At 63.3% G+C, this 14,735-nt stretch carries 13 protein-coding genes; 11 read left to right on the top strand and 2 right to left on the bottom strand.

Translation table 11 applies throughout. The features are described from left to right. Positions 1-61: 61 nt before the first annotated feature. Positions 62-1,234, bottom strand: a complete 1,173-nt coding sequence (locus tag EH165_RS13045; protein ID WP_124799832.1) for a pyridoxal phosphate-dependent aminotransferase — start codon at positions 1,232-1,234, stop codon at positions 62-64. Positions 1,235-1,291: 57 nt separating this feature from the next. Here EH165_RS13045 and EH165_RS13040 point away from each other — a divergent pair, with 57 nt between their 5' ends. From EH165_RS13040 to EH165_RS13015, 6 genes are all read left to right on the top strand, one after another. Further along, the gene (locus EH165_RS13040; RefSeq protein ID WP_124799831.1) at positions 1,292-2,575 is read left to right on the top strand and encodes a DUF445 domain-containing protein; all 1,284 of its coding nucleotides are present in this window, start codon (positions 1,292-1,294) and stop codon (positions 2,573-2,575) included. 267 nt (positions 2,576-2,842) lie between these two features. After that, complete coding sequence (locus EH165_RS13035; RefSeq protein WP_124799830.1) at positions 2,843-3,484, top strand: nucleoside/nucleotide kinase family protein; 642 nt, start codon at positions 2,843-2,845, stop codon at positions 3,482-3,484. A 44-nt stretch (positions 3,485-3,528) separates the two neighbouring features. Continuing rightward, the gene (locus EH165_RS13030) at positions 3,529-3,960 is read left to right on the top strand and encodes a helix-turn-helix domain-containing protein (RefSeq protein ID WP_124799829.1); all 432 of its coding nucleotides are present in this window, start codon (positions 3,529-3,531) and stop codon (positions 3,958-3,960) included. Between the two features lie 10 nt (positions 3,961-3,970). After that, a complete protein-coding gene (locus EH165_RS13025; RefSeq protein WP_124799828.1) occupies positions 3,971-4,882 on the top strand; it encodes a hypothetical protein in 912 nt (303 codons plus the stop codon). A gap of 78 nt (positions 4,883-4,960) precedes the next feature. Further along, the gene (locus tag EH165_RS13020) at positions 4,961-5,281 is read left to right on the top strand and encodes a DUF2516 family protein (RefSeq protein WP_124799827.1); all 321 of its coding nucleotides are present in this window, start codon (positions 4,961-4,963) and stop codon (positions 5,279-5,281) included. A gap of 64 nt (positions 5,282-5,345) precedes the next feature. Next, positions 5,346-6,650, top strand: coding sequence for a threonine/serine exporter family protein (locus tag EH165_RS13015; protein WP_124799826.1), 1,305 nt, complete (start codon positions 5,346-5,348; stop codon positions 6,648-6,650). A 74-nt stretch (positions 6,651-6,724) separates the two neighbouring features. Here the strand turns inward: EH165_RS13015 and EH165_RS13010 are convergent, their stop codons facing one another. Next, on the bottom strand, positions 6,725-7,243 hold the full coding sequence (locus EH165_RS13010; RefSeq protein WP_124799825.1) for an inorganic diphosphatase: 519 nt from the start codon (positions 7,241-7,243) through the stop codon (positions 6,725-6,727). A 252-nt stretch (positions 7,244-7,495) separates the two neighbouring features. Here EH165_RS13010 and dacB point away from each other — a divergent pair, with 252 nt between their 5' ends. The 5 genes from dacB (at position 7,496) to ftsH (ending at position 14,689) form a co-directional block, all read left to right on the top strand. Beyond that, positions 7,496-8,923 carry a D-alanyl-D-alanine carboxypeptidase/D-alanyl-D-alanine endopeptidase gene (gene dacB / locus EH165_RS13005; RefSeq protein ID WP_164479229.1) on the top strand — a complete coding sequence of 476 codons (1,428 nt, stop codon included), beginning with the start codon at positions 7,496-7,498 and terminating at the stop codon, positions 8,921-8,923. Next, positions 8,916-10,064 carry a zinc-dependent metalloprotease gene (locus tag EH165_RS13000; protein WP_239020578.1) on the top strand — a complete coding sequence of 383 codons (1,149 nt, stop codon included), beginning with the start codon at positions 8,916-8,918 and terminating at the stop codon, positions 10,062-10,064. Before dacB ends, EH165_RS13000 begins: the two co-directional genes overlap by 8 nt. Then, positions 10,061-11,146: a tRNA lysidine(34) synthetase TilS gene (gene tilS, locus EH165_RS12995; protein WP_206425955.1), complete on the top strand. Its 1,086-nt coding sequence runs from the start codon at positions 10,061-10,063 to the stop codon at positions 11,144-11,146. Before EH165_RS13000 ends, tilS begins: the two co-directional genes overlap by 4 nt. Positions 11,147-11,321: 175 nt before the next feature. Next, positions 11,322-11,897 carry a hypoxanthine phosphoribosyltransferase gene (gene hpt, locus EH165_RS12990; protein ID WP_124800519.1) on the top strand — a complete coding sequence of 192 codons (576 nt, stop codon included), beginning with the start codon at positions 11,322-11,324 and terminating at the stop codon, positions 11,895-11,897. A 266-nt stretch (positions 11,898-12,163) separates the two neighbouring features. After that, on the top strand, positions 12,164-14,689 hold the full coding sequence (gene ftsH, locus EH165_RS12985) for an ATP-dependent zinc metalloprotease FtsH (RefSeq protein WP_124799822.1): 2,526 nt from the start codon (positions 12,164-12,166) through the stop codon (positions 14,687-14,689). The last annotated feature ends 46 nt before the right edge of the window (positions 14,690-14,735 follow it).

Here is a 14,735-nt window from a genome sequence, read left to right as displayed (position 1 = left end):
GGTAAAGCAGCAATCGCGCGGGCGCTCAGGTTTTCTCAGAATGGGGTTTTGTCAGATGGGGCTACAAACGCGAGAGCCGCGAGCAAGCCTCATCAATGGTCTCGTCGGATTTGCAAAATGCGAACCGAACCACGTGTTTCCACTTCTCTGGCTGCCTGGTGAATACTTCCGCGGGAACGGCCACTACGCCCACGCGCCCCGGCAGCGCCAGACAGAATGCCATGCCATCCACCTCGCCCAAAGGGCGAATGTCAGCCAGTGCAAAGTACCCACCCTGCGGAACAGACACGGTGAAACCAGCCGCAGCCAGGCCCGCACATAAACGATCTCGCTTTCTTTCCAGGCCGGACCGCAGCGTCGCCACCCATGCGGATTCCGACCGGAGCGCATAGGAGATAGCTGGCTGAAAGGGCGCGCCAGCGGAGTAGGTGAGGAATTGTTTGACCGCGCGAACGGCCGCCACCAAGTCGGCGGGCCCGCACACCCAGCCGATCTTCCACCCCGTGGTGTTGAACGACTTTCCGCCGCTGGAGACCGTCAGTGTGCGTTCCGCCATCCCCGGCAGCGTGCCGAGCGGGGTGTGCGCGGCGTCGCCAAACACCAGGTACTCGTAGACCTCGTCGGTCAGCACGATGAGGTCGCGGTCGACTGCTATTTTGGCGATTCCCGCTAGTTCCTCAATCGTGAGCACAGTGCCAGTGGGGTTATGCGGGGTGTTGAGAATAACGAGCCGCGTTCGGTCCGTCACCGCCGCTGCGAACTCGTTGACGTCCACCGCGAAGCGTCCGGCGCCGTCATCGCGCAGTGGCACCGAGGTGTGGCGGGCACCGGCCATCGCGATCACGGCGGCGTAGGAGTCGTAACTGGGGTCCAGCGTCAGCACCTCGTCACCTGCTTCGCATAACGCGATGACGGCAGCTGCTACCGCCTCGGTCGCGCCCACAGTCACCAAGATCTCGTCCTGAGGGTCGAAAACCTGGCCATGATCACGTTTTCGGGCGAAGGCGATGGCCTCCCGCAATTCTAGAGATCCCGGCCCCGGCGGGTACTGGTTGACACCGCCCGCGACGGCGCGCTCGGCCACCGCCAACATCGCGGCTGGCCCATCGGAATCCGGAAATCCCTGCCCGAGGTTGATGGACCCGGTCGCCGTGGCCAGTGCGGACATCTGCGCAAAGATCGTGGAGGTGTAGGGCTGCAGCCGGGGAACGAGTGGAGTGCGCGCGCGGGACATGCCGACATTCCTACCCGGAGCGCAGGAGAAGGGCCAGCGGCAGGTCAGACTGGGGGCATGAGCATCTTGAATCCCGCCGGGCTGATGGGCACTGATAGCCCGGCGGACCTGGAACGCATGCGCGCCCTCAAGCGGATGAAGCTGGTAGCCACCTCGTTATTGGCGGTGATGGCCGTCATATTCGTCATTGCGTGGGAGTTTCAAGGCGACTTCCCCTGGCTCGGCTATGTTCGCGCCAGCGCCGAGGCGGGGATGGTGGGCGCACTCGCGGACTGGTTTGCAGTGACGGCGCTGTTCCGGCACCCGTTGGGCCTCAAAATCCCGCACACCGCGATCATCCCGGAAAAGAAGGAAAGCTTGGGTAGCTCACTCAGTGAGTTCGTGGCGGACAACTTCCTCAACGAAACAGTGGTGCGGGACAAGCTTTCTCGGCTTTCCCTCTCGCATCGCGTGGGAAGCTGGCTGGCCCGACCGGCTGGCGCAGAACGCGTGACGGCCGAGATCTCCCACGCCATCAGTGGTCTGGCAAATATCCTGCACGACGACCAAATCTCGGAGATGTTGGCCAGTACTGCGAAACGCCGGATCGAGCAGATCCAGGTAGCGCCCGCCCTGGGCAAGATCGCCGGTGGCGTTTTCGAACGCGGCGATCACCACGACGTGGTGAACCTGCTCATCGAACGTATCCACACTTGGGTGCTCAATCACGAAGACTTGGTTTCGGGGGCCGTGACCAAACAGGCGCCGTCGTGGACTCCGCGCTTTGTCGACTCGCTCGTCAGCGAAAAGCTGTTCCGCGAGGTGGAGAAGTATGTTCGGGGTGTTCGGGACGACCCTGACCACAAAATTAGAATCGCCTTGGACGATTTCCTCACCGAACTTGCGCACGATCTGCAGCACGACCCGGTGACGATGGCCCGAGCGGAAGAGGTCAAGAATCAAATCGCGGCCAACCCGCAGATTCAGGGATTGGTCAATTCCATCTGGACCTCCGTGAAAGCGACAATCCTTGATGCGACCGGCGACCCCGACTCGGTGCTGCGCCGCAAGGCCGCCGACGGCATCGCCCAGTTGGGTGAAAAGCTGATGCAGGACAGGGCTTTCGCGTCCAAGATCGATAGTTGGATCCAGGATGCCGCGGGCTATCTCGCCAACAGGTACTCACGCGAAGTGGCCGGGATAATCGACGAGACCGTGGCCAACTGGGATGGTGAAGCAACCAGCAAGAAGATTGAGCTGCTGGTGGGCCGGGATCTGCAATTCATCCGGATCAACGGCACGGTTGTCGGTGCGTTGGCAGGCCTGGCGATCTACACCGTGGCACACAATTTTCTTGGCTGAAACCTCCTGCGAGAGGGAACCGTCCGCGCTAAGGTCACCATCACGTTCACGCCCGCAACTGGGCCGACGATTTGGCGTGACCTCGTCGTACTTGCCCGCCCCGAACCGCGGTCGCTAGCTACCCACTCCCGCCAGACGTTCTCGCACCCACATGGTGAGACGAAACCTTCTCCCAGCAAGTGCATCCCGACCGTGACGTGGCAACCTTCTGAGCACCGCGGAACGCGATTCGCGCGGTCTGCAGTGGATTCGGGCAAGCTGGAACCCGTGAAGTTCGTTCCCATGTCCCCGCAGGCGCTCGCCAGAAGGTTGGCCCGCTGGATCGACCACCTTGATGGCCGCCGCCTGCGAGTGGGATTCGACGGCTTTGCGGAGGCCGGGTCCACTGCGTTGGCCGAGCAGGTTGCGGTTGAACTGACTGCGCTGCAACGGCCTTCGGTTGTCGTGTCCACCGATTGGTGGTGGCGCCCGGCGGCACTTCGTCTCGAATACGGCAGGCAGGATCAGGAATCGCGGTTATCTGGGTGGGTCGACACCGGCTCGTTGACCCGTGAAGTAGTGGACCCCCTTGGACCTGCGGGCAGTGGTCGTCATCTGACGAAGTTGCGAGATGCGGGATCCGACCGTGCCATCCGTCAGGCCTACCAGCAGGCGCCCTCGAATTCGGTGCTGCTATTAGCGGGAGAAATGTTACTGGGTCACGGTTTTGCCTTTGACGCGGTGGTCAGGCTCGGAGTTTCTGCCGGTGCGGTGCGCCGGGCGCTCCCCGAGGTACGTCATTGGGAATTGGCTGCCTTCGACACCTACCGCGAGCTGCATTGGCTGGGCCCTGAGAAGCCCGGCAATCTGGTGGTGCTTTCCTACGACCATCCAGCAACGCCGGCCGTTCACGGGCTGGACCTGCGTTAGCAGAGTGCTTGCAATTGCAAGCACTTGCAGGTAACGTTGGTGACATGGAGCTAGGACCGGTGTTGAACCCCGTACGGGACCTCGGTGAATTTATCCGGGATCAACGGACGACGGCCCAGATCTCGCTGCGCCAGCTCGCTGCCAAAGCGGGCGTCAGTAATCCTTACCTCAGCCAAGTGGAACGCGGACTGCGCAAACCCAGCGCCGACATCCTGGCCCAAATTGCCCACGGGCTGCAGATTTCTGTCGAAAGCCTGCTGACCAAAGCAGGGATTCTGGAGCACGGAGACGACGTCCCCGACGTCATCACCGCGGTCAACGCGGATCCACTCCTGACGGAACGTCAGAAGTCTTCACTATTGGAGATCTACCGAGCCTTTCGCCGGGAAGCCTTGCTCGCTGCCCCAGCTACACCCACCGCTGTCGAGCCCGAAAGCGCCGCCAGTGCAACGCATATCACCGCAACAACGAACTAAGGAGAACAGCATGTCGTTTATCACTGACATCCGCGCCGTATCCGAAAGTGCACTGAACCAGCTCAGCGACCGGTTCGCCGACCTACCTCGACCGTTACTCGCCGCTATTGGTGCTGGCGATCTCGCCGTCGCCACACTTGCCGAGCTCCGCGAATCCTTGGCGCAGGGCTGGGATCTCGCCCCCGTCTCTGCCGCGCGGATGCCCGACGCAGAGGATGTCAAAGACGCCGCGCTGGAGGTACGAGAATTCGCCGAGGACCTGCCCGCGAAGCTCCACAAGGCAGCGTCTGATGTCATCGAATCGATGGAAAAGTTCGTGTCGGATGCTCCTGCCAAAACGCAGCAGCTCGTTGCCGAACTTCCGGACAAGGTCACAGAGATTCGCCAAGCGCTGTCCGCTGAACAGTTGAGGGAAGCCGTCGACGGCTACACCCAACTCGCTGGAGCCATCTACGGCAGCCTCGCCGACCGCGGCGACAAGACGTGGGCGAAGGTTACTGCCACCCACGAGTCTCCTGCATCCGCCGAAGCTGACGGGGAGCCCGCCGCACATGGCAGCGCTGTTGCGACCACTCCGGTGCGGGCAGTTGCCATCAAGCCGGCATCGACCGTCGAACAGGTTGCAGCAAAGCCAGCAAAAGCTGCCAAGCCAGCGGCGGCCAAGGCCGTGGCCGTGAAGGCTCCTGCCGTGAAAGTTCCTGCTGTCAAGGCTCCTGCTGCGAAGCAGGTAATTCACGACGCGGCAACAACTGCCGAGACCGAAGCGGACGTGGCAGCGAAGATTGCTGCCGCCAAAGAGATTGCGGCCGAGTTAGCGGAAAAGGCTGCGAAAGCGAAGCCATCCGCGCCGAAGGCACGCGCCGTCCGCGCACAGGCAAAGCCCGGCCCCAAGCCGGCTGCACGCACCACCAAGGCTCCGTAGCCTGCCGAGGTATCTCCAGAGAGTGTTCTGATTACGGGCCACAGCCGAGTATCTGGCTGTGGCCCGTAGTCTGTAACTGTGGAATCTGTAAACATCGTGCTGTGGGTGACGTACTGGACCCTCCAGATCTTGGGCATCGGCGGAGGTCTGCTTGGCGCGTTCGCCATCATTGACGCACTGCGACACCGGGCCGATGCCTACGTGGCTGCGGACAAGCAAACCAAAATCGTCTGGATCGGCATTACGGCGCTGTGCGCTCTGATGTTGATCTCCGCTCCACTACTGGGGTTCCCGCTGCCGCCAAACCTTCTCTGGCTGGCCGCCATCATCGGCGCCATCGTGTACGTGGTTGATGTTCGCCCCCGTCTCAAAGATGCGCAGCGCGGCACCCGCTGGTAGCGCTTCAGCCCGCATCGCATCATCCCTCGACCTGCCGCGCCGCCGCGTGCGGTAGACCTGCACTATGAATTTCACCGTCGAAGGCGCGACTGGCGACCCTTCGGGGCCGGAAGCAAAGTCCGTCGTCATCCGCGAAAGTCTGCTGAGCGTCGGCGCCGCGCTGATCGCCAGCGGCCGTTCGGTCTACGAAACCGAGGACGAGGTGCGCAGGCTTGGCGCCGCTTACGGAGCGCCAGGGACTCGGGTGTCAGCCACTCCCACCGGCCTGTTGGTCAGTGTGGGAAGTAACCGATCGGTGGGCTTTGAAGCCGCTGGCCCCGGCCTGAGATTCGATCAAGCTGACGCGGTGGCGCGGATAGTGCGCGACGGACTGCGGGGCACCTTGCTACCGGAAGCTGCCATCCGAAAAGTACAAACGGCCCGCGAGGCCCCATCACGGGTGCCGCAATGGCTCGGCTACGCCGCGCTGCTGCCGATTGCCGCGGGCATTTCGCTGATCGTCCAGCCGGGATGGCCGAATCTGTTGGCCGCTCTCGCGGGGGCCGTGGTCAGCGGGGGCTTGATGAAGCTGGCGAGCAAATCGGCACTGATCCAGACGCTGCTGCCTGTCCTTGCCGCTTTCGCTGTCTCATCGCTGACTTTCCTGGCCGCGGATCACGGTCTGCTGGAAGGCCCGCTGCGCACCCTGTTAGCTCCGCTGGCCGTGCTGCTACCCGGCGCACTCCTTGTCACGGGGATGTCCGAACTTGCCGCCGGCGCGATGGTCGCTGGCGCCGCCCGCCTGACCTTTGGAATCGTGCAATTACTGTTGCTCGCTTTGGGGATCGTGGCGGGCGCGAAACTCGCCTTTCGCGGGTCCACGGCGGGTGTCGGGCAATTTTCCGACGTCCAGCTTCACGAACTTGGCTGGTGGGCGCCCTGGTTGGGGCTGTTGCTTGTCGGCGCCGGGGTTTATTACAACGTGAGTGCGCCGACCGGAGCGTTGCCCTGGATCTGGCTATTGCTACTGGTGGCCTTCGGCGGCCAGATGCTCGGACAGGCTTGGTCGGGGGCAGCTGCAGGCGGCCTGATCGGGGCCGTCTTCGCTGCCGTGGGCGCTGCGGTCATCCAGCGAATTCCCGCTGGGCCCCCACAGATCGTGGTGTTTCTCCCCGCGTTCTGGTTGCTCGTCCCCGGCAGCCTCGGGCTGCTCAGCACTACCGCACTAGCAACCGATGCCGAAAGCGGCTTCGGCGCCGCAATTTCGGCGGTGGGAGTGGTGACCTGCATCGCGCTCGGGGTTCTGGTGGGGTCCGGCGTGGGACGTGCGCTGATCCGCACCTTCGACCGCCGTTGGCCCCGGAATACTAAAACGCCGAGTGGTTGCTGACCCCCGGAAGTGGTGAGCAAACCGGGGCTCAGCGACCTCTCGGCGGCAAGAGCGTTGGAGCTGTTCGCGAAAGATTAGTGAGCGGCTTCGCCGTTCTCGGCGGCAGCCGCGAGCCGCTTGACCTCGCGGTTGTAGCTGATCCGGATCTCTGTCTCGGCGTCGCCGCGACCCACCCAGGTCGCGCCTTCGACAGACTTGCCGGGCTCCAAATCTTTGTACACAGTGAAGAAATGCTCGATCTCCAGACGCTCGAAGCTGTTGACATCTCCGATGTCCTGCAGGTGCGCCACACGCGGGTCGTTCGCGGACACGCACAGCACTTTGTCGTCGGGCCCAGCCTCGTCCGTCATTCGGAACATGCCGATGGCGCGGGCGCGCACCAGGCAGCCGGGGAACGTCGGTTCTGCGAGGAGCACCAACGCGTCGAGCGGGTCGCCGTCCTGGCCGAGTGTGTCGTCGATGAATCCGTAGTCGGCGGGGTATTGCGTGGCCGTGAACAGGGTGCGATCAAGGCGGATCCGACCGGATGCGTGGTCGACCTCGTACTTGTTACGGCTGCCCTTCGGGATTTCGATGGTGACGTCAAAGTCCACCGGTGCCACCTTTCAATTGCTGCAATGGGGTCTGTCTGAGCTTTTTCGCATCGCCCGCACTTGGCGCGGGCGATGGGTACTGATCGGGAGATGATCTGGCGGAACTTCAGCGGCCCGCAGTTCTCGCATGGGGACAAACGCCCCAACCTCCGTAGGGAAGACTCTAGTCTGGACGTAGTGCGCCGTCGTCTTCGATGACGGCCTGCTGAGCGCGCCGCGCGTTCGTCAGACGTTCTGAGAAGGGATTTACCGTTGGCCACCAACCGCTCTGGTTCGCGTCGAGGTCTGATAATTGGGCTGGTATTAGTACTTGTCGTCGCACTCGGCGCCGGGGCGTACTTCGTCTTCTTCAGATCCAGCGGCGAAGCCGATGTGGCCAATAGCACGTCGACGACGTCGGTCAACCCCAACGAAAACGGCGCGATCGATCCCCTCGTCCTTGCCAAAGGCGTCCAAATTACGCCGGTGACGCCTGGCCCGGCCGCTCCCTCGGCCGCGGGGGTCGGGGCAGCTCTCGCGGGTCCGATTGGCGCGTTGGCCCCGGCGCAGTTCAACGGGATCATCATCGACGCTGCGACCGACACCACATTGCTTGACACCAACGCTGCGGCCCCGCAGATCCCGGCGTCGACGGCGAAGCTGCTGACCGGCGCTGCTGTCCTGACCAGCCTGGAACCGCAAGCGGTGCTCACCACCAAGGTGGTCCAGGGGTCCGCGCCCGGAGCCATCGTCCTTGTCGGCGGCGGCGACGTCACCCTCTCCGCCCGCAAGGGTCAGGAAACGATGTACCCGGGAGCTGCTTCCATGACGGACTTGGCGACGCAGATCAAGGCCGCCGGGATAACCGTCACCAAGATCGAGACCGACACCACCCGTTGGGGCAGTGACGAATTGGCCGAGGGCTGGCTCGCAGCTGACATCGGTGACGCCAGCAACCCCGGCGATATCACTCACATGTCGCCGATCATGGTGGACGGCGACCGCATTAAATCTGGGATCAACCACTCCGGACGCACCGGCGACCCCACTAACGCGGCCGCCAAAGCACTGGCAGTGGCTTTGGGTAACCCCGCCATCGCGATCACTACCGGAATCACTGCCGACCCCAGCGCCGCAGTTCTGGCCTCCGTTACCTCCCAACCGATCTCGGTGCTGCTGGCCCAAGCGCTGGAGAACTCGGACAACATCCTGGCTGAAGCGTTGGGCCGCGAAGTAGCCATTAAGGAAGGGGCGCCCGCGACCTTCGGCGGCGCAGTGTCCGCAATTACCCTGAAGCTGCAGCAGTTGGGGCTCGACACCGCCGGGATGGTGCTGGCCGATGCCTCCGGTATTTCCAACTCCGATCGGGTGCCACCGCGCTTGCTGGCCCAGGTGTTGGCCTTGGCCGTGAAGTCTGGCGACACCAATTTGCGCGACCTCGTGGTCGGAATTCCCATCGCCGGCGCCACGGGCACCCTGTCCGACCGGTTCAAAGCTGGAACGGCCAGCGAAGCTGCTCGCGGCTGGCTCCGCGCAAAGACCGGTTCGTTGAACGCGACGTACGCGCTCGCTGGCGTGGTCCCCGGCGCCGACGGACGGATTTTCGTCTTTGCCTTCAGCGTCAACAACGTCAACGGCGAGACCACCCGGCCGGCGATGGATGCCGTCGCCGCAACCCTGCGCGGATGTGGCTGTGCCTGATCTGGGTGGGCCCGACTCGGGGGCTACTGGTGCGGGCGCCGGGCCTATCGACTGGGACGCTGCTGTTCGGATTGGCGTCAAAGCTGCACCCACCGGACCCCGACTTTCCGGTCACACCGCCAAACACGCGGTGGATCAGCTGCGGTCCTTTTCCCGCTCGGCGGAGTTAGCAGTCCGCGAGGTCACCCTGCTCGGACACGAGCTTCCCGTCTTGGACGGCACCGTCGTCGACAGGCCAGGTTGGATCAGAGCGACCTCTGAAGGAATGCGGGTTTTGGCGCAGCCCATGACGGATCGCCTCGCGGAACAGTTTGCCACTGACCCGAAACGCGACCGCGACGCACCTGGCGCAGCTAAGTTCCGCGTGGGCCATTCCAGTGCGAGTACTCCCGCCAGCTCGAAATCCACCGCAGCTGCCGCGGTCCCGGTGGGCACCATTCTCGGTTTCCTCTCGGGGAAGGTGCTGGGCCAATACGATCCGTTTAGCAGTGTCCCGGGCAGTAGCGACCCGGGGCGGCTGCTGCTCGTCGCGCCCAACATTGTGAAGGTCGAGCGGGAGATCGAGGCAGACCCGTCCGATTTCCGGATGTGGGTATGTTTGCACGAAAGCACGCACCGCTTGCAGTTCACCGCGGTGCCGTGGATGCGTGACTACTTCCGTGGTCTCGTGGCGCAATTCGCCGCCGAGCAGGAACTGGACTCCTCCGCGTTGTTGCGAACGATGACCAATGCACTGAAATCGCGCAACCACACTCCTGGCCTCTCGTGGATCGAGGCCACTCAAACACCCGCGCAGCGGGAGGTGTTCGACAAAATCACCGCGATGATGACCCTTCTCGAGGGTCACGCGGACTACGTCATGGACGCAGTTGGCCCACAGGTGGTGCCGAGTGTGGCGCAGATTAGGAAGGCTTTCAGCCAGCGCCGGTTGAAGAGCAAGGGGCCTTTGGACCGGCTGATGCGCGCACTGCTGGGCATGGACTTGAAAATGAAGCAGTACGTCCAAGGCGGCGCCTTCGTGCACGCGGCAGTTGAACAGGTCGGTATGACGGAGTTCAACCACATCTGGGATAGCCCGGACACCCTCCCGACGCGAGCCGAAACCACCGACCCGGCCGCGTGGGTGGCCCGCGTCCTGTGACCGAATCTGGGACGCCAGCACCTGGAAACCGGGACCTCGGGACCCGGGCGGGTGAAAGCCGGGAGCTCGGGACCCAGGCGCCTCAGAGCCGGGATGCTGCGTCCACAGATCCCGGACCAGCGCTGCGCAAGATCAGCAAAGCGGTGGGACGCTGGCTGGATACGCACCTGGCCCCGGGAAAGAAAGTTACTGTTGCCTGTTCGGGCGGAGCGGATTCGCTGGCTCTCGCCGCTGCCACCATGGCGGAAGCGCCACGCCAGGGATACCCGGTGGCCGCCGTCATCGTCGACCACCAGTTGCAACACGGATCCGCTGCCCGTTCTGAACAAACTGCCGCAGTGTTGCGGGAGATGGGCTACATCGACGTAAAAGTAGCCACTGTCCGGGTGACGCGGGACGGTGGAATGGAAGCCGCAGCGCGCAGGGCGCGATATGACGCGCTGCACCCGCTCGCCGCGGGCGGCGCCATCCTGCTCGGCCATACGCTCGATGATCAAGCGGAGACAGTGCTCCTGGGGCTGGGGCGCGGGTCTGGCGCGAGGTCGATCTCAGGTATGCAAGCGTTCACCAAGCCCTATGGACGACCATTGTTGGGCCTTCGCCGCATCGACACCGAAGCCGCCTGCGCAGAAATGGACCGTGAGCCGTGGCAGGACCCACACAACGTCGACCCCGCTTTTACTAGGGTGCGGCTGCGCCGGGAGGTGCTGCCGTTGCTGGAAGAGGTGCTCGGAGGCGGTGTGGCGCAAGCCCTCGCGCGGACCGCCGACCAGCTCCGCGAGGATGCCCAGGTGCTGGACGCACTCGCGGTGGCGGCGCTACAAAAAAGCGTCAGGCCGACCGCGAAGGGCGCCAACGCACTTGACGTCGCGCAGGTTGCCGAACAACCCGTAGCGCTGCGCCGGCGGGTCCTGCGGCTGTGGCTACACATGGCAGGCGTGACAGGGATTACCTCCGACCACCTCCTGCGGTTGGATAGGACCCTGATGACGCCGCAAGCAACCACCAGTTCCGTGCGATTGCCCGGACACTTGGACGCGGTGGCTGTTGCTGGCAAGCTGGAGCTGCATCCAGCGAGATAGTTGTCAACGATGACCAACTCCACGATGAAAAGTTAGTTTCACATCCGCGCACCTCAGCACACTCGGGAGATTCGTGTCCGGTAGCAATTCCGCCCAGAACGCCGCTGCACCCGCCCCCGCTGCACCTATCCCCCCTGCACCCACCGGTGTTACGACCCGCTTGAGCAAAGCCGACATCGTCAACGGGGGCGATCCGGGCAAAGCGTACGGATACACCGAGGAAATCGCGGCCACTCTTATCACCAGCCAGACGCTGCAAGCCAAGATCGCCGAACTTGCCGTCGCCGTCGCAGCCGATCACCACAACCCCAAGCCGCCCTTGCTGATTTGTGTGCTCAAGGGCGCGGTGATGTTCGTCACCGACTTCGCGATGGCGTTGCCGATTCCGTCGGAGCTGGAGTTCATGGCGGTGTCGTCATACGGCTCGGCCACCTCGTCATCGGGCGTCGTCCGGATCTTGAAGGATCTCGATGGTGACATCACCGGCAGGCGCGTGGTGATCGTCGAAGACATCATCGATTCGGGTTTGACGCTGTCCTGGTTGCTCAAGAACCTGCAGACCCGCGGCCCAGCGTCCATTGAGGTGGTCGCATTGTTGCGGAAGCCGGACGCGGTCAAGGTCGATGTGGACGTACGGTACGTCGGTTTCGACATTCCCAACGAATTCGTGGTCGGTTACGGCCTTGACTACGCCGAGCGCTACCGCGATATGCCCTTCGTGGGACTGCTCGATCCGAAAATGTATCTCTGACCCTCCCGGTCCACCGCTGAGGGAACGATCTGAGCCTGCCCCTCGTTTGTCCTGCGGGAACTGCTGCTCACCACACCCCCACGCTGCTGCGCGGTAGTCTTGCCTACCAGTGGCGCCGGGAGTTTTTCTCCCGGCTGTCGGTGCTGTATGGCATCAATGTGTCACTGCAGTCTTTCTAGAACTACCGCGGCGTCGTCAAGACAGGCGGCGCCGACTACCGCACTTTTGACGTAGGAGGGTCGAGGCCGTTCGCGGCCGAACGCCATATGGATCGCAAGCGTCTTCTTCGTTCACCGCTGGCCTGGCTCGCTGTCGTGGTCATCGCCTTCGTGTTGTATTCGTTGTTTTCTGACGACACCCGCGGCTATGCCGCCAAGGACACTTCGGTGGCCCTGTCGCAGCTCGAATCCGGCAATGTCACCAATGCGCTGATCGACGACAAGGAGCAGCGCCTGCGCCTGACCTTGAAGAACGGCGTCGATGGCGAATCCAAGATCTATGCCCAGTACCCGGCGGGCGCGTCCGACGCGATCTTTGCCGCCGTTCAAAAGGCCGCACCGACGGGTGGGTTCAACACCAAGGTCACGAGCGATAACTCGATCTTCTCGATCTTGATTTATTTGCTGCCGATCGGACTCATTCTGTTCTTCCTGTTCTGGATGATGAACAATTCCCAGGGCGGCGGCAACAAGGTGATGGGCTTCGGGAAGTCGAAGGCCAAGCTGCTCAATAAAGACATGCCCAGTACGAAGTTCACCGATGTGGCTGGCGCTGATGAGGCCGTCGAGGAGCTGTACGAAATCAAGGATTTCCTGCAGAACCCGGCGCGCTACCAGGCTTTGGGTGCCAAAATTCCGAAGGGCGTCCTGCTGTACGGCCCGCCCGGTACAGGCAAGACCCTGCTCGCACGCGCGGTCGCCGGCGAAGCGGGCGTCCCGTTCTACACGATCTCCGGTTCCGACTTCGTGGAAATGTTCGTCGGAGTGGGCGCATCCCGGGTGCGCGACCTCTTCGAACAGGCAAAGGCGAATTCTCCAGCCATCATTTTCGTGGATGAAATCGATGCTGTCGGTCGCCACCGCGGCGCTGGAATGGGTGGCGGTCACGACGAGCGCGAGCAGACCCTCAACCAGCTCTTGGTAGAGATGGACGGTTTTGAAGCAAAAGGCGGCATCATTTTGATCGCGGCCACTAACCGGCCGGACATTCTCGATCCCGCGCTGCTGCGCCCGGGGCGTTTCGATCGACAGATCCCGGTGACGGCTCCCGACCTACGTGGCCGACAAGCGGTGCTTGCCGTGCACGCCAAGGGCAAACCATTTGCCGACGACGTCGACTTCGTGGCTCTGTCTAAGCGCACCGTAGGGATGTCCGGAGCCGACTTGGCCAACGTGATCAACGAGGCGGCGCTTCTTACCGCCCGCTTTAACGGCAATGTGATCACTAATGCAGCGCTCGAGGAGTCCGTGGACCGCGTCACCAGCGGCCCCGCACGCAAGGGCAAAGTCATCTCCGAAAAGGAACGCAAGATCACCGCCTATCACGAGGGTGGACACACCCTGGCAGCGTGGGCAATGGAAGATCTTGAGCCCGTATACAAGGTGACGATCATGCCTCGCGGTCGGACCGGCGGACACGCGCTCGTCGTGCCCGAGGACGACAAGGGATTGTTAACTCGCTCCGAGATGATTGCGCGTTTGGTGATGGCCATGGGCGGCCGCGCCGCGGAAGAATTGGTGTTTGCGGAGCCCACCACCGGAGCCTCCAGCGACATCGCGATGGCCACCAAAACCGCTCGGGCAATGGTGACCGAGTACGGCATGAGCGCAAAGCTTGGAGCTGTGAAGTACGGCACCGGCGATGACGAACCATTCCTTGGACGCACATACGGCAGCACCCCCAGCTATTCCCACGAGACGGCTGGCGAGATCGACGACGAAGTGCGTGCCTTGATCGAGGCGGCCCACACCGAGGCATGGGCCGTCTTGAACGAGAACCGCGACATCCTGGACAAGCTGGCGATGGAGTTGCTGGAAAAGGAAACCCTGGACCGCAAAGATCTGACCCGGATCTTCGTCGACGTGGTGAAGCGCCCGAAGATCACGTCCTTTGATGAGTTTGGCGCTCGTATCCCGTCGACCCTGCCGCCCATCAAGACGCCAGGTGAGCTGGCGATTGAACGAGGCGAGGAGTGGCCGCGCAAGCCAGCGGCTCCGGCCTATGCATCGGCAGGTCAGCAGGGATATTTGCTTCCCCCGGGCCAGCCCTCCGGCGTCATGAGCGGTGCGGCCCCCTCTGGCCCAGTTGGCTTCCCCTCCGGCGGAAGCCCTTATGGCCAAGCGGATGTCAACCGCTACGGGTACACCCCGGCGCCGCCCCCGGGAGCTCCCGGCTACCAGGGACCGCAACCGGCAACCAACGGCGGGGCTCCGCACAACGGCTACCACGGCAGCAGTTCGGGCGACTCCGCCCGCCCAATGCCGTCGAACCAGGGCGGGTACCAGCCGGCTGGTCAGCTGCCAGCCAACTGGACCGGCGGAGTTTTGTCGGGTCCTCTCGGCCCGCTCCCCGGACGTAACCCCGATGCTCCCGCGTTTGCCGAAGGTCCCACGGGATATGAGGCTGGCGTGCACCCGCAGGGCCAGCACGGCTACCCCCACATGGGGCCAGCGGCACCGGAGACCGGCGGATGGACTCGCCCAGATCTGACCAAACCCGAAAGCGCCGCTACGGCGCCGCAGAGCTCTGACCCCACTGACCCGTGGGCTCCGCCGAAGGAGAATGACAAGTGACCGCGCCAGACCCCACGGATTCCGTATCGCCGGCCGCAGCACCTAA

The sequence above is a fragment of the Nakamurella antarctica genome, from assembly GCF_003860405.1.
GTDB lineage: Bacteria > Actinomycetota > Actinomycetes > Mycobacteriales > Nakamurellaceae > Nakamurella > Nakamurella antarctica.
Note: the sequence above shows the minus strand (reverse complement) of the source record. Positions and strands in the feature narration are given on the sequence as shown.

What these genes read in the sequence shown, in the direction of transcription:
- EH165_RS13030 (WP_124799829.1), top strand. Translation starts at nt 3,529, where the DNA reads ATGGAGCTAGGACCGGTGTTGAACCCCGTACGGGACCTCGGTGAATTT.
- ftsH (WP_124799822.1), top strand. Translation starts at nt 12,164, where the DNA reads ATGGATCGCAAGCGTCTTCTTCGTTCACCGCTGGCCTGGCTCGCTGTC.
- EH165_RS13040 (WP_124799831.1), top strand. Translation starts at nt 1,292, where the DNA reads ATGAGCATCTTGAATCCCGCCGGGCTGATGGGCACTGATAGCCCGGCG.
- EH165_RS13025 (WP_124799828.1), top strand. Translation starts at nt 3,971, where the DNA reads ATGTCGTTTATCACTGACATCCGCGCCGTATCCGAAAGTGCACTGAAC.
- EH165_RS13045 (WP_124799832.1), bottom strand. Translation starts at nt 1,234, where the DNA reads ATGTCCCGCGCGCGCACTCCACTCGTTCCCCGGCTGCAGCCCTACACC.
- EH165_RS13015 (WP_124799826.1), top strand. Translation starts at nt 5,346, where the DNA reads ATGAATTTCACCGTCGAAGGCGCGACTGGCGACCCTTCGGGGCCGGAA.